Origin of the sequence: Pseudomonas sp. A25(2017) (assembly GCF_002001065.1) — a bacterium.
GTDB classification, from domain to species: Bacteria; Pseudomonadota; Gammaproteobacteria; order Pseudomonadales; family Pseudomonadaceae; genus Aquipseudomonas; species Aquipseudomonas kilonensis.
Map to the genome: position 1 here is coordinate 1 of NZ_MUOA01000035.1, position 23,215 is coordinate 23,215.

A 23,215-nucleotide genomic window follows, 5' to 3' on the forward strand; every position below is an offset into this window, starting at 1 on the left:
GTGATCGCCCCCGCCGGCCCCGCCCCCCTGGACCCGGAAAAAGCCATCCAATGGATGCGCGCAAGGGGCCATGAGCTACGGATATTCCCAGGCGTCTATGAAAAGAACGACTACCTGGCCGGCAGCGACGAAGTACGCCTCAACGACCTGCACACCGCCTTCGCCGACCCAGAAGTCAAAGCCATCATCTGCCTACGCGGCGGCTACGGCACGCCCCGTCTACTCGATCGTATCGATTTCGAGCTCTTAAAACGCAACCCCAAACCATTCGTAGGCTACAGCGATATCACCGCCCTGCACCTGGCCATCAGCCGTTACGCCGGCTTCGTGACCTTCCACGGCCCGTTGCTCAACGCCGATCTGCTGGGCGACAAGGAACCCCCAACCGTCACCTCGTTCTTCAGCCTGCTGCGTGGACAGTTGAAGGCCGGCAGCGCGCTGAACCACCCCGGCGCCTACCCGTTGACCACCGTTGAGCCGGGCATCGCCCACGGACGTCTGCTGGGCGGCAACCTGTCGATGATTGCCGCGACCATGGGCACGCCTTATCAGATCGACGCCGAAGGGGTGATCCTGTTCATCGAAGACGTCAACGAGCCGCTGTATCGCATCGATCGTCTGCTGACCCAATTGCGCCTGGCGGGCACGCTGGCGAAGTTGCGCGCAGTCCTGGTCGGCGATATAGCGGGGGTGGATCTTGAGGCGTTGAACCGATTGCTCAAGCAGACCTTCGCGCCGTTGCGCATCCCGGTGCTGTCCGGCTGGCGCAGCGGGCACTGCGATCCGAACCTGACCTTGCCCATGGGTGCATTGGTGACGCTGGATGCGGGGGAGAAGCGGTTGGTGTTGGAGCAGGATGTGGTGGTCAGCCGCTAGTCATGTAGCGTCTGCAAGTCAGTCTTCGCGAGCAGGCTCGCTCCCACATTCAACCGTGTTTCCCTGACGGAACGCAGCCACTGTGGGAGCGAGCCTGCTCGCGATGGCGTCAGTCGCCATACGGCCATTCAGCGGCTACGCAACGCCTCCAGCAACTGCTGCGTCGGATACCCATCCGCCGGCCAGCCGAACGACTGCTGGGCACTGCGGATGGCTTTGCGGGTGTTGGCGCCGATGATGCCATCGGGGTTGCCCGCGTCGTAGTTGTGTTTGCCCAGCAGGGTCTGCAGTTCGATGCGTTCGCTGCGGCTCAGGGGCAGGTCCTCTTTTGGCCACTGGCCGTAGACCAGCCCGGCGCCGGTAAAGCGCTTGGACAGCAGCCCGACCGCCAAGGCATAGGACGACGAGTTGTTGTACTTGAGGATGGCGCGGAAGTTATCGAAGATCAGGAACGCCGGGCCGCGATGGCCGGCCGGCAGGAGCAGGGACGCCGATAGCTGCTTGTCATCGGCGGCGATCGGCAAGCCGCCATATTCTGAAACACCCAGCCGCATCCATTCGGAGACGGGCTTGCGGATCGTGCCATCGGCCAGCGTGTAGTCGAAGCCCTGGTTGAGCGAGACCTCGACCCCCCACGGCTGGCCGCGTTGCCAGCCGGAGCTTTGCAGGTAGTGCGCGGTCGAGGCCAGGGCGTCGGTGGAACTGCCCCAGATGTCGCGGCGACCGTCGCCGTCGAAATCCACTGCATGGGTGTTGTACGTGGTGGGAATGAACTGGGTCTGGCCCATGGCGCCGGCCCAGGAGCCGAGCATTTTTTCCGGTGTGATATCGCCCTGTTGCAGGATTTGCAGCGCGGCGATCAGTTGCGCATGGGCAAAACCCGGGCGCCGTCCTTCGTAGGCCAGGGTCGCCAGGGAGTTGATCACCGACTTGCTGCCCTGGAATTGGCCGAAGTTGCTCTCCATGCCCCACACCGCCACCAGCGCCTCGCGATCGACGCCATAACGCTGCTCGATGCTTTGCAGGACCTGGGCGTTCTGCTGGATCAGGCTCTTGCCTTTGTTGACCCGCAGTGGCGACAGCGCGCCATCGAGGTATTCCCACACGGGACGGGTGAATTCCGGCTGGCTGCGATCGGCCTTGATCACGCTCATGTCCGGGCTGACGCCGACGAACGCACGGTCGAACAGGTCGCCGCGGATCCCGGCGGCCAGTGCCTCCTTGCGAAACCCGGCCTGCCATTGCGCGAAGGTCTGGGTGGGCGCAATGGCCAGGTCGTCACCGGTCGGCACCAGAGGCGGCACGATGGCCGGCGCGGTCACGACGGGGGCTGTCTGGAGCGGTTGGGCGTCGGCGGCAGTAGGTTTTTCGGCGCAGGCGACAAGCAGGACAACGCTTGCGGCAACAATCATTTGGCGCAGTGGCCAACGATGGGAAAGACAGAAGGGCATGCACGGGTCCAGAAATACAAATCAGGTGCTGACCTTAACATGCGAAAGGGGCGTAGGGCTTGTCCGGGTGTTTCAAGCGGCCAGAAAGCAAGAAGCCTCCCAGTTGTCAGACTGGAAGGCTTCGCGGCGGTAGCTGCCTTTGCCCTTGCCGGGTCGTTCCTGGCGGCTGCGGAACAGGGGCTGGGCGACGATGGACTTGGCCTTGTTGGGGCCATGCTTGGATGGCTTTTTGCTCATGGTGGGTACTCTCGTGGGGTGGGTTTTGCGGGGCAAATCATGGGACAGAGTAGGGGCGTTGTCCAGTCCCTGCATTGCGTAGGAAATGTCATTCAGACGAACACACGACTTGTGGCGCCGATAGGTGGGAGCAAAGCTTGCTCGCGATACAGACACCTCGGTTTCAGGGACACCGCGCTGCTTTCATCGCGGGCAAGCCTTGCTCCCACAGATATCTTCGCCGCAGAACAGCCTTCAGTGCGTGCTTATTCAGCAGGCAACGTCAACCGCTGCCCAGCCATCAACAGCGACAACCGACTGAGGCTCATCCACGGTGAGCCGGCGGCCTGGCCCTTGATCTGCGCATCGATGCGCTGGGCTTCGAGCAGCAATTGCGCCCAGCGCGGTGCGGAATAGCGTTGCAAGGCCTTGCTCATCAGCGGTTTGCGTTTGTCCCAGACGGGCGGGCGGGCCTGGCTGAAGGCTTTGTCCAGCGGTACGCCCTGGCTGTATTGCAGGGACAGGTTGGCCAGCAGGCGCAATTCCCGGGCCAGGGCCCAGAGGATCACCGGCGGCTCGACGCCTTCGCCGCGTAGGCCTTCGAGCATGCGCAAGGCGTGGGCGGCCTCACCGTTGAGGATCGCATCGGTCAACCCGAAGACATCGAAGCGCGCGCTGTCGGCCACGGCAGCCTGCACCGTTTCCACGGTGATCTGCCCGCTCTCGGCCATCAGCTTGAGCTTTTCGATTTCCTGGGCGGCGGCCAGCAGGTTGCCTTCGACCCGGGCGGCAATCAGCTCCACGGCGTCCTGGCTGGCCGAGAGACCGGCCTGGGACAGGCGCTGGCGGATCCAGCTGGGCAACTGGCTGACATCCACCGGCCAGATCTGCACGAACTGGGTCTGCTGGCCTTCGACCAGGGCCTTGCCCCATTTGGTCTTTTGCGCGCTGCCGTCGAGTTTCGGCAAGCTGATGAGCAGTACCGTGTCCTCGGCGGGTCGCGAGCAATATTCGATCAGCGCGGCGGCGCCCTTGTCACCGGGTTTGCCCGACGGCAAACGCAATTCCAGCAGGCGTTTTTCGGCGAACAACGACATGCTCGCCCCGGCCTGCAGCAGCGTGCCCCAGTCGAAACTGGCGTCGGCGGCGAAGACTTGGCGTTCGTCGAAGCCCTGCTGGCGTGCAGCAGCGCGGATGGCGTCGGCGGCTTCCTGGCACAACAGCGGGTCATCGCCACTGATGATGTAGACCGGCGCGAGGGCGCCTTGCAGGTGTTTGCCGAGTTGGGCGGGGGCGAGCTTCATAAGAGAAGGCAAGCGGGGCGCCGGAGCGCCCCGCAAGGCTTATTCAGCCGGGATCTGCATCGGCGACTGCTGCGGAGTTTCCGCTTCAGCCTTGCGTGCCGCTTCCAGCGCTTCGGCTTCGGCTTTGGCCTTGGCGTCGGCGGTCTGTTGCAGCTGGTCCAGCTGGGACGGGCTCAGCTGTTGCATGCGCAGCATCATGCGTTGCACGAGGTCACGACGCATTTCGTCGCGCACTTCGCTCGACTCCTGGTCGGAGCCGGTGATGTTGTTGCCATCGTGCAGGTAGACCTTTTGCACCTGCAGCTTGTCATCCAGCAGTACCAAGTTGTTCTGGCCACGGATCTCATAGCTCAGTACGTTGTTGAGTTCGTACTCGGCGGAACGACCGGCACCGGCATAGCTCAAGCTGCGCTGGCTTTGCTGTTCACGGGTCAATACCAGCTTGTACGGGGCGCCGGTATAGACTTTCACACCGCTGTTTTCCAGGGTGTCGCGCAGCATCTTGACGGTGTCGCCAAAGGCGTCCCGTGCGCTGAGGTCCAGTTCCGTGATGGCCAGCTCGGTGGTGCCGGTGCCGCGCAGTTGGAAGCCGCAGGCGCTCAACAGGACCGCCAGGCCCACTACCAGCAGATTACGTTTGATCATCTTGTTGCTCCCCTTGAACCCTATGGGGGTCGACCATGCGACCCCGCAGGTTGTATTCGGCGCCAGGCTCAAGCCTTGCGCCCGATCCAATTAGCTTGCGACGATGTTGACCAGCTTGCCGGGCACGACGATCACTTTGCGAATCGTCAGGCCATCGACAAAGCGCAGCACGTTTTCATTGGCCCGGGCAGCGGCTTCGACTTCTTCGCGTGTGGCGGCGGCCGGCATTTCGATCTGGCCGCGCAGCTTGCCGTTGACCTGGATGACCAGGGTCAGGCTGTCCTGCACCAGCGCGGTTTCGTCCACCACCGGCCAGCGAGCGTCAATCACCGGGTCGGCGTGACCCAGTTGCTTCCACAGCTCGTGGCTGATGTGCGGCGTGATTGGCGCCAGCAACAGCGTCACGGCTTCCAGGCCTTCGTGAACCAGTGCGCGATCCTGTTCGGTGCCTTGCGCGGCTTTTTCCAGCACGTTCATCAGCGTCATCACCTGGGCGATGGCGGTGTTGAATTTGTGGTTCTGGCCGACGTCATGGCTGGCCTGCTTGATGGCCAGGTGGATCGAGCGGCGAATGGCTTTCTGCTCGTCGTTCAGGCTGGCGACGCTCAGTTTGCCCGGCAGGCCCTGGCTGACGTGGGCTTGCGCCAGGCGCCAGACGCGCTTGAGGAAACGGTGCGAGCCTTCGACGCCCGAATCGGACCACTCTGCGCTCATGTCAGGTGGCGAGGCGAACATCATGAACAGGCGGCAGGTGTCTGCGCCGAACTGGTCGATCATCGACTGTGGGTCGACGCCGTTGTTCTTCGACTTGGCCATTTTCTCGGTGCCACCGATCTCCACCGGCAGGCCGTCGGCAATCAGCTTGGCGCTGATGACCTTGGCTTTGCTGTCACGTTCGAGTTCGACGTCGCTCGGGTTGAACCAGGTGTAGGCACCGTTGGCTTCGCGACGGTAGTAGGTCTCGGCGATCACCATGCCTTGGGTCAGCAGGTTCTTGAACGGCTCGTTGGAGCTCACCAGGCCTTCGTCACGCATCAGCTTGTGGAAGAAGCGTGCGTAGAGCAGGTGGAGAATGGCGTGTTCGATGCCGCCAATGTACTGGTCCACTGGCAACCAGTGATCGGCCGCGGATTTTTCCACCAGGCCGCCTTGGTAGTGCGGCGAGGCGTAGCGTGCGTAGTACCAGGACGACTCGACGAAGGTGTCCATGGTGTCGGTTTCACGCTTGGCCGGCGCGCCGCATTTCGGGCAGCTGCACTCGTAGAACTCGGGCATGCGCGCCAGGGGCGAACCGGCGCCATCGGGTACGACGTCTTCCGGCAGGACCACGGGCAGTTGATCTTCCGGCACCGGTACGTCACCGCAGGTGTCGCAATGCACGATCGGGATCGGGCAGCCCCAGTAGCGTTGGCGGCTGATGCCCCAGTCCCGCAGGCGGAACTGGGTGCGCGAGGCGCCGAGGTTCTTCTTGATCAGGGCGACTTCGATGGCATCGAACGCGCCGGGGAAATCCAGGCCGTTGAACTCACCGGAGTTGATCAGCTCGCCATGTTCGCCATAGGCGTCCTGCCAAGGTTCCGGGGTCTGGTCGCCGGCGCTGGTACGCACCACGGCTTTGACCGGCAGGTTGTACTTGTGGGCGAATTCGAAATCGCGCTCGTCGTGGGCCGGCACCGCCATGACAGCGCCGTCGCCGTAGTGCATCAGCACGTAGTTGGCCACCCATACCGGCAGTTTCTCGCCGGTGAGCGGGTGCTCGACGAACAACGAAGTCGCCAGGCCTTTCTTCTCTTGAGTGGCGACGTCGGCTTCGGCGACGCTGCCGCCCTTGCATTCGGCGATGAACGCCTGCAGCTCAGGGTTGTTCTGTGCCGCCAGGGTGGCCAGCGGGTGCTCGGCGGCCACGGCCACATACGTGGCGCCCATCAGCGTGTCCGGGCGGGTGGTGAAGACTTTCAGGGTGCCGGCTTCGCCAATGGAGGCGACGTCGTACGGGAACTGCACTTCCATGCCCCGGGACTTGCCGATCCAGTTGCGCTGCATGGTCTTGACCTGCTCGGGCCAGCCGGTCAGCTCGTCGAGACTCTCCAGGAGTTCATCCGCGTAGGCGGTGATCTTGAAGTAGTACATCGGGATTTCGCGCTTTTCGATCAGCGCGCCGGAGCGCCAGCCGCGACCGTCGATCACTTGTTCGTTGGCCAGTACGGTCTGGTCCACCGGGTCCCAGTTCACCGTGCCGTTCTTGCGGTAGATCACGCCTTTTTCGAACAGGCGGGTGAACAGCCATTGTTCCCAGCGGTAGTAGTCGGGCTTGCAGGTGGTGACCTCGCGGGACCAGTCCACCGCCAGGCCCAGGCTACGCAGCTGGTTCTTCATGTAGGCGATGTTTTCGTAGGTCCACTTGGCGGGGGCCACGTTGTTCTTCATCGCGGCGTTTTCCGCTGGCATGCCGAAGGCGTCCCAACCCATGGGTTGCAGGACGTTCTTGCCTTGCATGCGCTGGTAGCGGGAGATCACGTCGCCGATGGTGTAGTTGCGCACGTGCCCCATGTGTAGCTTGCCGCTGGGGTAAGGGAACATCGACAGGCAGTAGAAAGTCTCCTTGCCTGGCTGTTCGCTGACTTCAAAGGACTTTTGCTCGTCCCAGAACGACTGGGCGGCGGCTTCGATTTCACGGGGCTGGTAGTGTTCGTGCATGGCTACTTTTGTACTGAATGGGGTGGCCCAATCCTCTTCGTTGCCATGCTGGACGCAGACGACGCCGAATGCGGCGTTTTCGATGCCCAGCCAAGCTGGAAGTGGAGTTACAGGAAGCGCCGTAGCATACATGACCGCGCTCTGCCGAGGGAAACCCTGATTGCTGCCGAACTGTTGCCGAGCATCGGCGATGACCGGTGTTCAGGGCCGTTGGTCGCGGCGCCCTGCCGGTTTGCCCAGCGAAGCTAAGCTTCTCAATGGGGAGTGAGTCTTATCTTCAATGAGGTGAGGGATGGTTGAATCACAACGAAAAGTCGCTACACCTGAGTTGTACGAAAAACTGATCGATCGTCTCGGGGTGGCCCTGGACGCTGCAAGAACCGCCGGTCGCTTGCGTGATGAACGCCCGGTAGAGCTGGAACTGCGAGGCTTGAGCCCCGCGGAGTTCGAACTGGTCAAGGCTTACCTTGAACAGGCCGGATATCAACCCCCCACCAGTGGGGCCCAGGTACTCAAGCGTCTCGATGCGCCCCGTTCGGCCAAGGTTGTGTGGCTCAAGGACCGGACGCCTGAGAAGGATGCTGTAAAGGTCCGGTCGCTGCAGTTCAAGTAAAGCCGGATTCACGCGTGTCGCTTTTTTTGGTTCAGGGCTTTTTCGAATCTGTTGTCGCTTTGCGTCAACCCACTTAGGCTTCGGGCATCTATGGAGATGCCCGATGCCGTTTCGCTATTTCATCAAACAACTTTTATTGCCGCCCGGCATTCTTTTGCTGCTGTTGGCGCTTGCCTGGTGGTGGCGCCATTCACGGCCGCGCCTGGCCCGGCTGTGTTTCGCCGTGGGCCTGGGCGGTTTCTGGTTGATGAGCCTGCCGGTGGTGGTGCAGTGGAGCGCCAAGGCATTGGAGCGTGAGCCGCCGCTGCTTCGTAGCGAATGGGCGACCCTGGCCCAGCGTGCCGACGCCATCGTGGTACTGGGTTCCGGTCGCGAGCGCGGTGACCTGGCCTGGGGCGCCGACCAACCCACCGGTGTTGGCCTTGAACGCCAGCGTTATGCGGCGCGGCTGGCCAAGGCGTCGGGCTTGCCCGTACTGACCACGGGCGGCTTGCACTACGGCACCCCGCCCAGCGAGGCCAAGCTGATGGCCGACTCGATGCTGGAGGATTTCGGCGTCAACGTGCGCTGGCAGGAAGGGCGTAGCCGCACCACCTGGGAAAACGCCCAGATGAGCGCCGAGATCCTGTTGCCGGAAGGCATCAAGCGGGTCGTAGTGGTGACCCAGGCCTGGCACATGCAACGGTCGGTCTGGAGTTTCGAGCGCGCGGGGTTTGAAGTGGTGCCGGCGCCGGTGGGTTTCCTGGGGCAGGACAACGCCCGGCCACTGGGCGGCTGGATGCCGGAGTTCAAGTCGATCTGGCAATCCGGGCAGTTGATGAATGAGGCGGTGGGGCTGGTGGGGTATTGGTTGTTCTACCGCTGAGTATTTGGGTGTGGGACATCTGTGGGAGCAAGGCTTGTGTGGGAGCAAGGCTTGCCCGCGATGCAGGCGCCTTTGTTCCCAAGGCAGACCGCGTTGATTTCATCGCGGGCAAGCCTTGCTCCCACAAGAAGCTCTTTGGTCCCAAGGTAGTTCATCCGCCGTGGGATCAAACGGTCCTGGCCATCCGTCCCGCCATCAACGCCCAGCCCAGCAGCAACACGCACAAGATGATCAGCGGCCACGAGCGCCATTGCAGGTACGGCGTCAGGTCGTGCATCGGCACCACTTCGCCGTACAGAATGCCGCGCTCGAATTGCGGGATCTGTGCAGTGATCTGGCCGAAGGGGTTGATCAGGCCGGTCACGCCGTTGTTGGTGGCGCGGATCATCCAGCGGCCGGCTTCCAGGGCGCGCATCTGGGCCATTTGCAGGTGTTGCAGCGGGCCGATCGAGGTGCCGAACCAGGTGTCGTTGCTGATGGTCAGCAGCAAGTCGCTGCGCGCCGAGAGGCTGGCGGCAAATTCCGGGTAGACCACTTCATAGCAGATGAACGGCGCGATCTGGTAACCCTTGGCCTGCAGCAATGGCTGGTCGGCCGGGCCCCGGGCGAAGTCCGACATGGGCAGGTCGAAGAAGGCGATCAGGCCACGCAGGATGTCTTGCAGCGGTACGTACTCGCCGAACGGCACGAGTTTTTGCTTCAAGTAAGTGCCGTCACCTTCCCCGGTCACGGTGATGCCGTTGTAGTAACGCTTCTCTTGGCGCACCAGTTGGCGAATCGGCACGCCAGTGATCAGCGCCGACTGCCGCTCGGCGGCGAAGTTGCCCATCATGTCCAGGTAGCCCTGGGCAGACTCTTTGAGTACCGGCACCGCGGTTTCCGGCCAGATCAGCAGGTCGACGCGCTTGGAGGCGAAGCTCATGTCGCGGTACAGCGCCAACTGCGCGTTGAGCTGCTCGGGGTCCCACTTCATGCTTTGTTCGATGTTGCCCTGGATCGCCGCGACGCTCAGCGGGTCGCCCGAAGGACTGGTCCAGGCGTGGCCCTTGAGTGCCATGCCAGCCACCCATGGGCCGATCAGCAGCAGCACGCCCGCGGCGATAAAGCCTTTGCGTCCGGTGCGGATCAACCGGGGCGCGTTGTACAGCAGCGCGGCGGTCAGGGCCAGGGTGAAGGAGATCAGCCACATCCCGCCCAGCGGCGCGAGGCCGGACAGCGGGCCGTCGAGTTGGCTGTAGCCGGAATACAGCCACGGGAAACCGGTGAGGAACCAGCCGCGAAACGCTTCCTGGCCCAGCCACAGCGCGGCGAACGCCAGGGCATCGGCCAGCGGCGCCTCGTTGCGGCGCAACCAGCGCGCCCACAGCCAGGCGGGCAGGGCGAAGAACCAGGCGATGGCGGCGATGAACAGCAGCATCAACAACCCGGCGAGCAGCACCGAGGCGCCGCCGAAGTTGTGGATGCTGACGTAGATCCAGCTGGTGCCGGCGCCAAACAGGCCAAAACCGAAGCACCAGCCACGGCCCAGGGCCTGGCGCGGCGAGAGTTCGCGCAGCCCGGCATAGAACAGGCCGACCGCCAGCAATGCCAGCGGCCAGAGGTCGAACGGCGCCAGGGCCAGGGTGGTGATCGCGCCGGCCGCCATGGCCAGCAGGTTACCGGGCCAGCCGGGGCGGGTTATCCAGCGCATTTTTGTCCTTAGCGGGTCTCGCAGGGGTTATCGGCCAATGGGGGATAGGCGCAGCAAGTGAATCCGACGGCTGTCGGCATTCAGGATGCGGAAGCGCCAGGAGCCGATTTCCGTGGTTTCGTTGCGCTTGGGCAGGTGCCCGAAAGCGCTCATCACCAGGCCGCCGACGGTGTCGAATTCATCGTCGGAGAATTGGCTGTCGAAGAATTCGTTGAAGTTCTCGATCGGCGTCAGGGCCTTGATCAGGAAGTCGCCGCTGGGCAGGGGCTTGATGTAGCTGTCTTCCTCTACGTCGTGCTCGTCCTCGATGTCGCCGACGATCTGCTCGAGCACGTCTTCGATGGTGACCAGGCCGGCCACGCCGCCGTATTCGTCGATGACGATGGCCATGTGGTTGTGGTTGGCGCGGAATTCACGCAGCAGCACGTTCAGGCGCTTGGACTCGGGCACGAAGGTGGCCGGGCGCAACAGGTCCTTGATGTTGAAGCTGTCGCCGTTTTCCTGAAGGATCAGCGGCAGCAGGTCCTTGGCCAGCAGCACGCCCATGACGTCGTCATGGCTCTCGCCGACGACCGGATAGCGCGAGTGAGCGGAGTCGACCACGGCGGGCAAAAATTCACGAGGGGTCTGGGTCGCCTTGATGCTGACCATCTGCGAGCGCGGGACCATGATGTCCCGCACTTGCAGGTCAGCGACCTGGATGGCGCCTTCGACGATGGCCAGCGCTTCGCTGTCCAGCAGTTTGTTCTGGTGTGCGTCGCGCAGCAGCTCCAGCAGCTCCTGGCGGTTTTTCGGCTCATGGGCAAAAGCCTGGGTGAGCTTGCCCAGCCATGACTTCTGCCCGTTGCTCGATCGATCTTCGCTCATAGCGATTACTCTGAATCCTTTGTCGTTACAGGTTGATGTATCAGTGTTCGTCGCCGGCGTAGGGGTCGGGATGACCCAGCTCTGCAAGCAACGTTCGTTCCAGTGCTTCCATCTCTTCGGCTTCGTCATCTTCTATATGGTCGTAACCCAGTAGATGCAAGCAGCCGTGAATCACCAGATGGGCCCAGTGGGCCTCAGGGGTCTTGTCTTGTTCCGCCGCTTCACGCTCCACCACCGGGACGCAGATCACCAGGTCGCCCAGCAACGGGATGTCGAGCAGTTCGTCGGGTACGTCGGCGGGGAACGACAGCACGTTGGTGGCGTAGTCTTTCTGCCGCCAGGTGTGGTTCAGTTCACGGCCTTCGGGTTCGTCCACCAGGCGGATCGTCAGCTCAGAGTCGGCGCTGCGCTGGCGCAGGGCCAGTTCGCACCATTGGCGGAACTGGGCTTCGCTGGGGGCGGCGTGTTCGCAGGCCACTTGCAGGTCGAGTTCAAGCATTGTGGCGATGGCCTTTGCTTTCGGCCGAGTCTTCATCGGCGCGATTCTCGAAACGCTCGTAGGCTTCGACAATGCGTTGCACCAACGGATGTCGCACGACGTCCTTGGGCATGAAGTGCGTGAAGCTGATGCCCGGCACGTCCTTGAGGACCTGGATCACATGGTTCAGCCCGGACTTGGTGCCCTTGGGCAAGTCGACCTGGGTGATGTCCCCGGTGATGACGGCGGTGGAGCCGAAGCCGATCCGGGTCAGGAACATTTTCATCTGCTCGACCGTGGTGTTCTGGCTTTCGTCGAGGATGATGAAGCTGTTGTTCAGGGTCCGACCACGCATGTAGGCCAGCGGCGCGACCTCGATGACCTGGCGCTCGATCAGCTTGGCGACGTATTCGAAGCCGAGCATTTCATACAGCGCGTCATAGAGCGGGCGCAGGTACGGGTCGATCTTCTGGGCCAGGTCGCCGGGCAGGAAGCCGAGTTTTTCACCCGCTTCGACCGCCGGTCGCACCAGCAGGATGCGCCGTACCTGTTCACGTTCCAGCGCATCGACGGCGCAGGCCACGGCCAGGTAGGTCTTGCCGGTACCGGCCGGGCCGATGCCGAAGTTGATGTCGTTGCCCAGGATTTCCTTCACGTAGCGCTGCTGATTCAAGCCGCGAGGGCGAATCATGCCTTTTTTCGTGCGCAGGGCCACGGCAGGTTCCGACGGGGCAGGGTTGTCGAGTTCTTCGACAGCCGATTCCTGCAGGAACAGGTGGACCGTATCCGGCGACAGCTCACTCCCCTTGGTTTCCCGGTAGAGACGGCGCAGCAGGTTTTCCGCGGAGGTGGTGTGCTTGGGTTCGCCGATCAGCTCGAACTGGTTTCCGCGGTTGCGGATCTCGATGGCCAGGCGCTGTTCGATCAAGCGCAGGTGCTCGTCGAATTGCCCGCACAGATTGGCGAAGCGGCGAGCCTCAAAGGGCTCGAGAATAAAGCGATGTGGTTCGATGGGTGCGTTCAAGGTCGTTTTTAGCCGCCCGGGGGCAATTAAGGTGAAATCAAGGATAACGCCAGTAGGCTGGGTGCGAAAGCTCTTAAGCAGGCGAATCTGATCACAGGGCTTGGCACAACCCATGTGGGAGCAAGGCTTGCCCGCGATCAAGGCGCCGCGGTCTTCAGTGAGATTGCGGTGCTTCTATCGCGGGCAAGCCTTGCTCCCACAGGTCTTGCTTGCACAGGCAATAGGGTTTTTGAGCAGGTTACTGGATCAACGAACCGCGCAGGGAGTGCGGTTGCGCGGCGTCGATGTGCACGTCGGCGAACTGGCCGATCAGGGCCGGGGTGTCGCAGCGGAAGTTGACGATGCGGTTGTTTTCGGTCCGCCCTTGCAACTCGCCCGGGTCCTTTTTCGAGTAATCGGTCACCAGAATCCGCTGGACGGAACCGACCATTTGTCGGCTGATCTCGAAACCTTGCTGGTTGAGGCGATGTTGCAAGGCGTTGAGCCGTTCCTTTTTCAGTTCTTCGGGGGTGTCGTCCGCGAGATCAGCCGCTGGGGTGCCAGGACGCTGGCTATAGACGAAGGAATAGGAGAAGTCGAAGCCCACGTCTTCGATCAGCTTCATGGTCTGCTGGAAGTCTTTCTCGGTTTCGCCAGGGAAACCGACGATAAAGTCCGAGCTGATGCAGATCCCCGGCACTGCCGCACGCAACTTGCGCAGCTTGGATTTGTACTCCAGCGCCGTGTGGTTGCGTTTCATGGCCGCAAGGATCCGGTCGGAGCCCGATTGCACCGGCAGGTGCAGGTGCTTGACCAGTTCGGGGACGTCGGCGTGGGCCTGGATCAGGCTGTCGGAGAACTCCAGCGGGTGAGACGTGGTGTAGCGGATGCGGTCGATGCCATCGACTGCCGCCACGACGCGGATCAGTTCGGCGAGGTCCGCCAGGCGGCCGTCATGGGTCAGGCCGCGATAGCCGTTGACGTTCTGCCCCAGCAGGGTCACTTCGCGCACGCCGTGTTCCGCCAGGTGGATGATCTCGGCGATCACGTCGTCGAACGGCCGGCTGACTTCTTCGCCGCGGGTGTAGGGCACCACGCAGAACGTGCAGTACTTGCTGCAACCTTCCATCACCGACACGTAGGCACTTGGGCCGTCGATGCGCGGTTCGGGCAGGTGGTCGAATTTTTCGATTTCCGGGAACGAGACGTCCACTTGCGGCAGCTTGGTGCTGCGCGCGGCGTCGATCATCTCCGGCAGGCGGTGCAAGGTCTGCGGGCCAAAGACCACGTCCACGTACGGCGCACGATCACGAATGGCGGCGCCTTCCTGGCTGGCCACGCAACCGCCCACGGCGATGACCATCTCCGGGTTGGCCAGCTTCAGTTCGCGCCAGCGGCCGAGCTGGGAATACACCCGGTCCTGGGCGCGTTCGCGAATCGAGCAGGTGTTGAGCAGGATCACGTCCGCGTCTTCAGCGCGGGCGGTGACTTCCAGGGCCTGGTGTTCACCCAGCAGATCGACCATGCGCGAGCTGTCGTACTCGTTCATCTGGCAACCGTGGGTTTCGATGTAAAGCTTCTTGGCCATGGACGGGATCATCACGTGATTCAAAGAACCGCGCATTATAGGGAACAAGTCCCTGGGTTCCTACCGCTGCGCGAGCAGTGGCTATGCTATAGTTCGCGCCCTCATTTTTACCCGCCGATGTGTTTCGCCAGCCATGACCAAACGTGAAGCTCCAATCTACAAGGTGATTTTCCTCAACCAGGGCCAGGTGTTCGAAATGTACGCCAAGCAGATCTATCAAAGTGATCTGTGGGGTTTCCTGGAAGTGGAAGAATTCGTCTTTGGCGAGCGCACGCAGGTGGTCGTCGACCCGAGCGAGGAAAAGCTCAAGGCGCAGTTCGAAGGTGTGGTGCGCAGCTTCGTGCCGATGCATTCGATCGTGCGCATCGACGAAGTCGAACGCCTGGGCACCCCGAAAATCAGCGAAGCCCGCGGCGCGGTCGGCAATGTGATGCCGTTTCCGATGCCGATGCCTGAGAAGTAGTTGTCAGTCAGTTAAGAGAAAAGGAGCCGAGCGCGGCCTTTGTGGCGAGGGGATTTATCCCCGCTGGGGCGCGAAGCGGCCCTAAAACCTGACACCTCGGTATTAGAGATTGATTGAGTTGACTGCTTTGGGGCCGCTTCGCAGCCCAGCGGGGATAAATCCCCTCGCCACAAGGGCCTGCGGTGGATTCAGGGCAGTGGTGAGAAGGGCGTACGCCCATCGGCGTTCTGCAATTCCATCAGGTATTTGCGAAAGATCTGCCCCAGCACCTGGGTCGCCACTTCCAGCTCGTCGCGGGGCATTTGCTCGGCGACTTCGTCGGCGGTGTCCAGGGCTTCTTCGGCGCCATTGACCGCGGCCATCTTCAGGACGATGTAGGCCTGGACGTTGTTGGCTGGTACGCCTTCGCCATGGAAGAACATGCCACCGAGCTTGAATTGCGCCTGGGCATGGCCTTGCAGGGAGGCTTTTTCGAAGTAGTCGAGGGCTTTTTTGAGGTCGCGCGGCGCAGCCTTGCCTTCGTAGTAGAACTCGCCCAACTCGTATTGCGCTTGTGCATCACCTGCGTCCGCCGCTTTTTGACAGGCGTCGAGTGCCGGTGCGAGATCTTGCGGCTGGGTATTGAGCGTGCAACGGCCCAGCGCCGGGATCAACAACGAGTTGCCGCCTGCCTGTGCATTCGCCAGCAGGGGCTGAAGGAGCAACAGGCAGCCCAAGGCAAGGGTGCGGCCGGTGCGGTTCATGGGAATCGACTTACCTCTGAGGGGCGCGCGGACCCTCCGGGGGATCCAATAAGCGCGCATTATGAAATAAGCAGGGCCATCCTTACAAAGTCTTTACTCGTTTTTCTGCTGCGAGGGAATGCTAACAGCTGCTTGGGGCATAAATACGTAGGAAAAGGGCGGGAAGGTTGTCGGCAATCACTGACGCCAGCTTCAGCCAGCGTCAGTTATCCACAGGCTTACTTCAGCGCAGCAAAGGCCCGTTCGGCCGCATCGAGGGTGATCTTCAGCTCGGTCTCGCCATGGGCGATGGACGTGAAGCCGGCTTCGAATGCGCTCGGCGCCAGGTACACGCCGCCATCGAGCATCAGGTGGAAGAAGCGCTTGAAGCGGTCGACGTCGCTGGCCATCACGTCTTCGAAGGTGACGATGTCATCGGCGCCACTGAAATACAGGCCGAACATGCCGCCGGCCTGGGTGGTCACGAACGGAATGCCTGCCGCGTCAGCACGAACCTGCAGGCCGTCGAGCAGGCGGGTGGTGTAGTCGGTCAGTTCGGCGTGGAAACCCGGGCGGCTGATCAGGCGCAGGGTGGTCAGGCCGGCGGCCATGGCCAGTGGGTTGCCCGACAGCGTGCCGGCCTGGTAGACCGGGCCCAGCGGCGCGATGCATTCCATGATCTTGCGCTTGCCGCCGAAGCAGCCCACCGGCATGCCGCCGCCGATGATCTTGCCGAAGGTGCTCAGGTCCGGCGTGACGCCGTAATGGGCCTGGGCGCCACCGAGGGCCACGCGGAAACCGGTCATCACTTCGTCGAAAATCAACACCACGCCGTGCTGGTCGCACAGGCTGCGCAGGCCTTCGAGGAAGCCCGGTGCCGGCGGTACGCAGTTCATGTTGCCGGCCACTGGCTCGACGATGATGCACGCCACTTCCTGGCTGACTTCGCCGAGCATCTTCTCGACGGCTTCGAGGTCGTTGAACGGCAGGGTCAGGGTGTGTTTGGCGAACGCTGCCGGTACGCCGGCCGAGCTCGGCACGCCCTGGGTCAGTGCGCCGGAACCGGCCTTGACCAGCAGGCTGTCGGAATGGCCGTGGTAGCAGCCTTCGAACTTGATGATGCTGTCGCGGCCGGTAAAACCCCGCGCCAGGCGGATCGCGCTCATGGTCGCTTCGGTGCCGGAGCTGACCATGCGTACCATCTCCATCGACGGCACGATCGAGCAGACCAGGTCGGCCATCTCGGTTTCCATCGCGGTCGGAGCGCCATAGGACAGGCCGTGTACCAGTTGCTTGCGCACCGCATCCAGCACGTCCGGATGGCTGTGGCCCAGGATCATCGGGCCCCAGGAACCGACGTAATCCACATAACGCTTGTCGTCTTCGTCGGTGACGTACGCGCCTTCGGCGTGCTTGAAGAACAGCGGGGTGCCGCCGACGCTCTTGAACGCACGAACGGGCGAGTTCACGCCGCCGGGGATGTGTTTCTGGGCATTGGCAAACAGGGTTTCGGAACGGGACATGGTTGGGCTCTCGAAAACGGAAAATAGACTATTTGATCTGCAGCAGCTCATTGAAGGCGCGGGCGCGGCGTGTCACTTCAGTGGTGCTGTCGGCGCCGAACAGGCCGTGGACCACCGCCAGCAGGTCGACCCCGTGGGCCACCAGCGGGGCGGCGTTGTCCAGGGTGATGCCGCCAATGGCGCACACCGGGATATGCAGTTTGAGGTGCGCCTGTTCGAGCAGTTCAAGGTTTGCGCTGGGGGCGCCGGGCTTGGTGTTGGAATTGAAGAAACGCCCGAACGCGACATAAGTGGCACCTTCGCTGGCGGCCTGTTCGGCCAGTGCCAGGCTGGCGTGGCAGGTGGCGCCGACGATCGCCTTGTGCCCGAGCAGTGCCCGTACTGGTGCCAACGGGCCATCGGTCTGGCCCAGGTGCACACCGACGCCCAGGCGTGCGGCCAGCTCGGCGTCGTCGTTGATGATCAACTGGGTCTTGTAGCGCTCGCACAGGTTGCGCAGTGCTTCGGCTTCCCGCAGCCGGCGGGCCTCGTCGCTGCTTTTGTCGCGGTATTGCAGCAGGGTGACGCCACCTTCCAGCGCCGCTTCGACATAAGCGAGGAACTTGCCGGCCAGCAATTGGCTATCGGTGATGGCGTAAAGGCCACGTAATTTCATTCCACAGGCCTCCAGTGCTACGAGCAGAAATCCAGCGGCAGGCGACGCGGCACGAACTGGCCTTTGCCCAGTTGTTCGGCATCGCGCAAGGTGCGCCAGGTGTAATCCAGCGCCGTCTTGACGGCGCTGGCGAGCTGTTCGCCCTGGGCCAGCCGACCGGCCAGGGCGCTGGCCAGGGTGCAGCCGGAACCGTGGTAACTGCCGGGCAGGCGCTGGCAGGTAAAGGTTTCGCGGCGGCCATCGCGGCTGTACAGGCGATTATGGACTTGATGTTCGTCGCCGTGACCACCGGTGATCAACAGGTGTTTGACGAAGGGCAGCAGTTTTTCCGCGCACTCGTCGGCGCTGCCCTCGGGCAGTTCGGCGAGGATGCGCGCTTCCGGCAGGTTGGGGGTGGCGATGATTGCCAGGGGCAGCAGGCGTTCGCGCATGGCGTAGCCGACCTCATCCTTGCCCAGGCGCCCACCACCGCCGGCGCGCAGCACCGGGTCGCAGACCATGGGCAGGTGCGGGTGCGCCTGGAGCAGTTCGACCACCGTGTCGACCATTTCCAGTGAGCCAAGCATCCCCAGCTTGACCGCTGCCACCTGGGCGTCGTTGAGCACGGCATTGGCTTGCGCCAGCACCCACTCGCGGTCGAGCACGCGGAAATCGCTGACGTTGACGGTGTCTTGCACGGTCAACGCGGTAACGGCAGGGGCGGCATGACAACCCTGGGCAAGCAGGGCTTCGATATCTGCCTGCAAACCGGCGCCACCACTGGGGTCGTGGCCGGAGAGACAGAGGACAACGGGGCGAGAGCTGTAGATATTCATGGTGCGCGAGCTTACCACCAAACCCTTCTGGTCGGCGTGTACCTGTGATGATGGAAGTCATCTGTGGCGAGGGGATTTATCCCCGCTGGGGTGCGAAGCGCCCCCATTCAAACTATCTGATATACCGAGGTGACACTTATTGGGGCTGCTTCGCAGCCCAGCGGGGCGGTGCGACGCTTCGCTAAATCCCCTCGCCACAATAGAACTCGGCGCCTACGAAATTACGACCTGACCAAGGCAACAGCTCTATCTCAAGCCTTTGCTCTGAAACGCCCGTTCTAGAGCCTTCTGTAGGAAAAATTTCAATGGTGCAAATTGGCCATCAGCGGCTATGCTAGAGATGGATCCAACTCATAACAGGTAATGCCGGTTTTACGTCTACTCAGGGAATGGGGGGCTTCCTGACTCAACCGGACAGTCCACGCTGGGGCTTAAATGCGCTATTTGCTGATGTTGCTGCTGTGCTTGTCCCCTCTGGCAAGTGCCCTGGAATTCGATGAATTCACCCAAAGCCTGCCCTTGGGCCATGCCCTGCAAGTGTTCGAAGATGCGGGCGGCACGGCCACCATTGATGAGGTCCAGGCCCAGGCTGCTGCCGGTGCTTTCAAACCCCACGACAAAGCCACGCTGAATGCCGGTTACTCGCGATCAGCGTTCTGGTTGAAAATCGATCTGCACTATCGCCCCGGCAATCCGGACGCCCAGCGCACCTGGCTGCTGGAACTGGCGTACCCGCCGCTGGATCACCTCGACTTGTACCTGCCCGATGCGGCGGGGGCCTATCGCCTGGTTCGCCAGACCGGTGATGCGTTGCCGTTCACCAGCCGCGAGATCCACCAGAACAACTACCTGTTCAGCCTGGCTTTCAAACCCGAACAGCGGCAGACCCTCTACCTGCGCCTGCAAAGCCAGGGTTCGATCCAGGCGCCGCTGACGCTGTGGTCGAGCACCGCGTACCTCGAGCAACAGCCAGTGCGTTTGTATGTGCTGGGGATCATCTACGGCGTGCTGCTGGGGATGCTGGTCTACAACCTGTTCATCTATCTGAGCGTGCGCGATACCAGCTACCTCTATTACATCTTCTATATTGCTTCGTTCGGCCTGTATCAGTTGTCGGTCAACGGCGCCGCCGTGGAGTACTTCTGGCCGGATAACCCCTGGTGGGCCAACGCCGCGACGCCGTTCTTCATTGGCTGCGCGGGCCTGTTTGGCAGCCAGTTCGCCCGCAGCTTCCTGCAAACCGCCCGGCAGGGCCGTTGGCTGGACCGCATGCTGCTGGCGCTGATCGGCTACAGCGCGGTGGTGGTCGGCCTGTCACTGATGACCAGCTATGCCTTGGCGCTGCGCCTGGCGACGGCGTTGGCACTGGTGTTCACGGTGGCGATCTTTGCCGCCGGGCTGTTTGCCTGGTGGCGTGGCCTGCGGGTTGCGCGTTACTTCATCATTGCCTGGTCGGCGTTTCTGCTGGGGGGCATCATCAATACCTTGATGGTGCTGGGTTACCTGCCGAACGTCTTCCTGACCATGTACGCCAGCCAGATCGGCTCGGCCATCGAAGTGGCGCTGTTGTCCCTGGCCCTGGCCGATCGCATCAATGCCATGCGCGAACAGCAGGCCCAGACCCTGTTGGATGCCGGGCAGAAACTCGAAGTGCTCAACCAGCAATTGGCCCACAGCAACAAGCTCAAGGATGAGTTCCTCGCTACCCTGACCCATGAGCTGCGCACGCCGATGAATGGCGTGATCGGTTCTCTGGAGTTGATGGGAACCGTCGAGATGGACGAGGAGATGACCCAGTATCAACAGACCGCCGCCGGTTCGGCGCGGGACATGATGCGAATGGTCAACGGCATCCTCACCCTGACTGAGTTGCAGGCCGGCAAGCTCAAGGTCTATCCGGCGCCGTTCAGCCTGCGCGGGGTGGTCAATGCGCTGCAGGTGCAGTTCGGTGCCAATGCCGCGACCAAGGGCTTGGACTTCAAGGTCGACGTGGCCCCGGGCCTGGCGGACCGGTTGGTCGGTGACAGCGGCAAACTGGCCCAGTGCCTGGAATGCCTGCTGGACAACGCCATCAAGTTCACTCGGGTTGGCGGCCTGGCGCTGCGCGTCAGTGGCAGGCCGACGCAGCACGACCGGCTGGTGCTGTCCTTTGCCGTGATTGACACCGGCATCGGCTTTACCGATCTGGCAGAGGCGACCTTGTACCAGCGCTTCTTCCAGCTCGACGGCTCGATGACCCGCGAATACGGCGGCCTCGGCGTGGGCCTGGCCATCTGTCGGCAATTGGTGGAACTGCTGGGCGGGCGCCTGACCCACAGCTCCGAGTCCGGTCGCGGCAGCCGTTTTCAGTTGGACGTGGAGTTCGACGTGGCCTTGCCAGCGGCGGTCCCGACACCGTTTTCCTTCGGTGGCCGCCAGGGTTCGCGCCTGCCGCAGGATTGCACGGTGCTACTGGCCGATGACAGCAGCATCGATCAGTTGGTCATGCGCGGCATGTTGCTCAAGCTCGGTTATCGGGTGCGCACCGCCGACAGTGGCCGCGCCGCGCTGGATCTGCTGCACGGCGAGCGCTTTGATGCGGTGCTGCTCGATTGCCAGTCGCCGCTGGACGGTGTGTCGCTCTGCTGCCAGATCCACACCTTGTCCGGCTGCGAGGAACTGCCAGTGCTGGTGGTCAGCCCGAACGTGGGGCGCGAGTGCTGTCCCTCGGGCGCGCAGATCGATTACCTGAACAAACCCGTGAAATTCGAGGCACTGCAGGCGATGCTCCAGCGCCGTGTGCTTTGCCCGAGGCAGGGTGAAAGCGCCGATATTTAGGCGTATATGACACTTTGTTCGGCCTGGAGGCGGTGCTTAACTGAATCCCTGGCCGATCGAGGAGCCCTGTGATGAACCTGCACCAGTTCGCTGAAACCCACGACGTCACCAACCAACCGCCGTCCCTGGATGGCGCCAACCTGTACCGCATCGACCTGCCGCTGCAGCAGTGGTCGCAGCGCTTTGGGGCGGGCTGGGCACAGGCGCGGATCGATGCGTATGGGGCGCTGGCCGGCGGGCCGTTGATGGAAGCGGGCTTCCTGGCCAACCAGAACAAACCGGTGTTCTCCAGCCATGACCGTTACGGCCATCGCATCGACCTGGTGGAGTTCCATCCGGCTTATCACCAGTTGATGCGCACCGCCGTCGAGCACGGCCTACCCAGTTTGCCCTGGGCGCATCCGCAACCCGGCGCGCATGTCGCCCGTGCCTCGATGACCTATTTGCACAGCCAGGCCGAAGCCGGCACCGGCTGCCCGCTGACCATGACCTTCGCCAGCGTACCGGCGCTGCGCTTGCAGCCGGACCTGGCCGAGCATTGGCTGCCCAAGGTGCTGGCCACCGAATACGACCCGCGCAACGTCGGCATGGCCCACAAGGCCGGGGTGACCCTGGGCATGGCAATGACCGAAAAACAGGGCGGCACCGATGTGCGGGCCAACACCACCAAGGCCTATCCGGTGGGCGCCAGCGGCCCGGGCCAGGCCTATGAACTGGTGGGCCACAAATGGTTCTGTTCGGCGCCGATGTGCGATGCCTTCCTCACTTTGGCCCAGACCGACAAAGGCCTGACCTGTTTCCTGCTGCCGCGCCATCGCCCCGACGACACCCGCAATCAGTTCTACATCCAGCGGCTGAAGAACAAGCTGGGCAACTGTTCCAACGCCTCCAGCGAAGTCGAGTTCCGTGGCGCACTGGCCTGGATGGTCGGTGAAGAAGGGCGGGGGGTACCGACGATCATCGAGATGGTCGCCATGACCCGTTTCGATTGCATGGTCGGCTCCAGCGCCCTGATGCGCCAGGCGCTGACCCAGGCCAGTCATCACTGCGCGCACCGCAAGGTCGGTGGCAAGCTGTTGAGTGAACAGCCGCTGATGCAAAACGTCCTGGCTGACCTGGCGCTGGAAAGTGAGTCCGCATTGGCCTTGAGCCTGCGCATGGGCCGGGCGCTGGATCACTTGAATGACGAGCATGAGGCCAAGTTCGCCCGGCTGGTGACGGCGGTGGGCAAGTACTGGATCTGCAAGCGCGCCCCCGCGATGATCAACGAAGCCGCCGAATGCATGGGCGGTGCCGGCTACGTCGAAGACAGCATCCTGCCGCGGCTGTACCGCGAAGCGCCGGTCAACTCGACGTGGGAAGGCTCCGGCAACGTGCAATGCCTGGATGTGCTGCGCGCCTTGTCCAAGGAGCCCGGCGTGCTGGAGGTCTTGTTCAGCGAATTGGGCGACGGCCACGGCGACAAGCGCCTGGCCGGCCACATCCACCAATTGCACGCAGCGTTCAAGGACACCGACGACATCCAGTACCGCGCCCGGCAATTGACCGAAGACATCGCCGTCGGCCTGCAAGCCAAGCTGTTGCTCGAGGCGGGGAACAGCGATGTCAGCGATGCCTTCATTGCCAGTCGCCTGGGTTCGGCCGGCCGGGTGTACGGTGCCTTGCCTCGGGGCTTGAATGTCGAGGCGATCGTGACGCGCTCCACCCCGCACGGCTTTTAAGAGGGTTCAGGTCGGCGCATAACCCTGTGGGAGCGGGCTTGCTCGCGAAAGCTTCACCACATTCAGCATCTTTGTTGTCTGACACACCGCTTTCGCGAGCAAGCCCGCTCCCACAGTGGGCCTGAGTCGTACGCAACATCTAAGTACGCCATCGAACCCTGTGGGAGCGAGCTTGCTCGCGATGGCGTCGGTCCATCCAGCATCTG

20 protein-coding genes are annotated in these 23,215 nt (G+C 62.6%); 6 read left to right on the forward strand and 14 right to left on the reverse strand.

All coding sequences use genetic code 11. The features are described from left to right. Nucleotides 1–876: LD-carboxypeptidase (locus B0E42_RS02475; protein WP_256578267.1), on the forward strand; the 876-nt coding region annotated here is incomplete at its 5' end. A gap of 128 nt (nucleotides 877–1,004) precedes the next feature. Here B0E42_RS02475 and B0E42_RS02480 read toward each other — a convergent pair. From B0E42_RS02480 to leuS, 5 genes are all read right to left on the reverse strand, one after another. Continuing rightward, a complete protein-coding gene (locus B0E42_RS02480; protein WP_077505540.1) occupies nucleotides 1,005–2,327 on the reverse strand; it encodes a lytic murein transglycosylase in 1,323 nt (440 codons plus the stop codon). 72 nt (nucleotides 2,328–2,399) lie between these two features. Continuing rightward, nucleotides 2,400–2,564: an alternative ribosome rescue factor ArfA gene (gene arfA, locus B0E42_RS02485; RefSeq protein WP_024618432.1), complete on the reverse strand. Its 165-nt coding sequence runs from the start codon at nucleotides 2,562–2,564 to the stop codon at nucleotides 2,400–2,402. 245 nt (nucleotides 2,565–2,809) lie between these two features. Next, on the reverse strand, nucleotides 2,810–3,847 hold the full coding sequence (holA, locus tag B0E42_RS02490; protein ID WP_077505542.1) for a DNA polymerase III subunit delta: 1,038 nt from the start codon (nucleotides 3,845–3,847) through the stop codon (nucleotides 2,810–2,812). Nucleotides 3,848–3,886: 39 nt separating this feature from the next. Then, nucleotides 3,887–4,492: an LPS assembly lipoprotein LptE gene (gene lptE, locus B0E42_RS02495; protein WP_077505544.1), complete on the reverse strand. Its 606-nt coding sequence runs from the start codon at nucleotides 4,490–4,492 to the stop codon at nucleotides 3,887–3,889. A 90-nt stretch (nucleotides 4,493–4,582) separates the two neighbouring features. Then, the gene (gene leuS, locus B0E42_RS02500) at nucleotides 4,583–7,189 is read right to left on the reverse strand and encodes a leucine--tRNA ligase (RefSeq protein ID WP_018610222.1); all 2,607 of its coding nucleotides are present in this window, start codon (nucleotides 7,187–7,189) and stop codon (nucleotides 4,583–4,585) included. Between the two features lie 292 nt (nucleotides 7,190–7,481). On the opposite strand from leuS, the gene B0E42_RS02505 reads away from it, so the two are divergent. Continuing rightward, nucleotides 7,482–7,802 (forward strand): hypothetical protein, encoded by a 321-nt coding sequence (locus tag B0E42_RS02505; RefSeq protein WP_018610220.1) that lies wholly within the window; start codon nucleotides 7,482–7,484, stop codon nucleotides 7,800–7,802. A gap of 103 nt (nucleotides 7,803–7,905) precedes the next feature. Beyond that, a complete protein-coding gene (locus B0E42_RS02510) occupies nucleotides 7,906–8,667 on the forward strand; it encodes a YdcF family protein (RefSeq protein WP_018610219.1) in 762 nt (253 codons plus the stop codon). A gap of 166 nt (nucleotides 8,668–8,833) precedes the next feature. Here B0E42_RS02510 and lnt read toward each other — a convergent pair whose 3' ends face one another. From lnt to miaB, 5 genes are all read right to left on the reverse strand, one after another. After that, the gene (lnt, locus tag B0E42_RS02515; RefSeq protein ID WP_053182081.1) at nucleotides 8,834–10,357 is read right to left on the reverse strand and encodes an apolipoprotein N-acyltransferase; all 1,524 of its coding nucleotides are present in this window, start codon (nucleotides 10,355–10,357) and stop codon (nucleotides 8,834–8,836) included. A gap of 27 nt (nucleotides 10,358–10,384) precedes the next feature. Then, nucleotides 10,385–11,224 carry an HlyC/CorC family transporter gene (locus tag B0E42_RS02520; protein ID WP_003205870.1) on the reverse strand — a complete coding sequence of 280 codons (840 nt, stop codon included), beginning with the start codon at nucleotides 11,222–11,224 and terminating at the stop codon, nucleotides 10,385–10,387. Between the two features lie 40 nt (nucleotides 11,225–11,264). Beyond that, nucleotides 11,265–11,723, reverse strand: a complete 459-nt coding sequence (gene ybeY / locus B0E42_RS02525) for an rRNA maturation RNase YbeY (RefSeq protein ID WP_003205868.1) — start codon at nucleotides 11,721–11,723, stop codon at nucleotides 11,265–11,267. Continuing rightward, the gene (locus tag B0E42_RS02530; RefSeq protein WP_018609885.1) at nucleotides 11,716–12,726 is read right to left on the reverse strand and encodes a PhoH family protein; all 1,011 of its coding nucleotides are present in this window, start codon (nucleotides 12,724–12,726) and stop codon (nucleotides 11,716–11,718) included. Before B0E42_RS02530 ends, ybeY begins: the two co-directional genes overlap by 8 nt. Nucleotides 12,727–12,964: 238 nt before the next feature. Next, entirely contained in the window at nucleotides 12,965–14,293 is a 1,329-nt protein-coding gene (gene miaB / locus B0E42_RS02535) for a tRNA (N6-isopentenyl adenosine(37)-C2)-methylthiotransferase MiaB (RefSeq protein WP_018609886.1), read from the reverse strand. A 133-nt stretch (nucleotides 14,294–14,426) separates the two neighbouring features. On the opposite strand from miaB, the gene B0E42_RS02540 reads away from it, so the two are divergent. Beyond that, nucleotides 14,427–14,756, forward strand: a complete 330-nt coding sequence (locus B0E42_RS02540; protein WP_003185742.1) for a DUF1820 family protein — start codon at nucleotides 14,427–14,429, stop codon at nucleotides 14,754–14,756. A 188-nt stretch (nucleotides 14,757–14,944) separates the two neighbouring features. Here B0E42_RS02540 and B0E42_RS02545 read toward each other — a convergent pair whose 3' ends face one another. From B0E42_RS02545 to B0E42_RS02560, 4 genes are all read right to left on the reverse strand, one after another. Continuing rightward, nucleotides 14,945–15,499: a tetratricopeptide repeat protein gene (locus tag B0E42_RS02545; RefSeq protein ID WP_003205863.1), complete on the reverse strand. Its 555-nt coding sequence runs from the start codon at nucleotides 15,497–15,499 to the stop codon at nucleotides 14,945–14,947. 218 nt (nucleotides 15,500–15,717) lie between these two features. After that, a complete protein-coding gene (hemL, locus tag B0E42_RS02550; protein WP_018609887.1) occupies nucleotides 15,718–17,001 on the reverse strand; it encodes a glutamate-1-semialdehyde 2,1-aminomutase in 1,284 nt (427 codons plus the stop codon). 28 nt (nucleotides 17,002–17,029) lie between these two features. Next, nucleotides 17,030–17,656 carry a thiamine phosphate synthase gene (gene thiE, locus B0E42_RS02555; protein WP_014340357.1) on the reverse strand — a complete coding sequence of 209 codons (627 nt, stop codon included), beginning with the start codon at nucleotides 17,654–17,656 and terminating at the stop codon, nucleotides 17,030–17,032. Nucleotides 17,657–17,673: 17 nt separating this feature from the next. Continuing rightward, on the reverse strand, nucleotides 17,674–18,471 hold the full coding sequence (locus tag B0E42_RS02560; protein WP_018609889.1) for a hydroxymethylpyrimidine/phosphomethylpyrimidine kinase: 798 nt from the start codon (nucleotides 18,469–18,471) through the stop codon (nucleotides 17,674–17,676). A 435-nt stretch (nucleotides 18,472–18,906) separates the two neighbouring features. On the opposite strand from B0E42_RS02560, the gene B0E42_RS02565 reads away from it, so the two are divergent. After that, nucleotides 18,907–21,288: a hybrid sensor histidine kinase/response regulator gene (locus B0E42_RS02565; protein ID WP_077505546.1), complete on the forward strand. Its 2,382-nt coding sequence runs from the start codon at nucleotides 18,907–18,909 to the stop codon at nucleotides 21,286–21,288. A 71-nt stretch (nucleotides 21,289–21,359) separates the two neighbouring features. After that, complete coding sequence (locus tag B0E42_RS02570) at nucleotides 21,360–23,009, forward strand: acyl-CoA dehydrogenase family protein (protein ID WP_053182075.1); 1,650 nt, start codon at nucleotides 21,360–21,362, stop codon at nucleotides 23,007–23,009. Nucleotides 23,010–23,215: the final 206 nt, after the last annotated feature.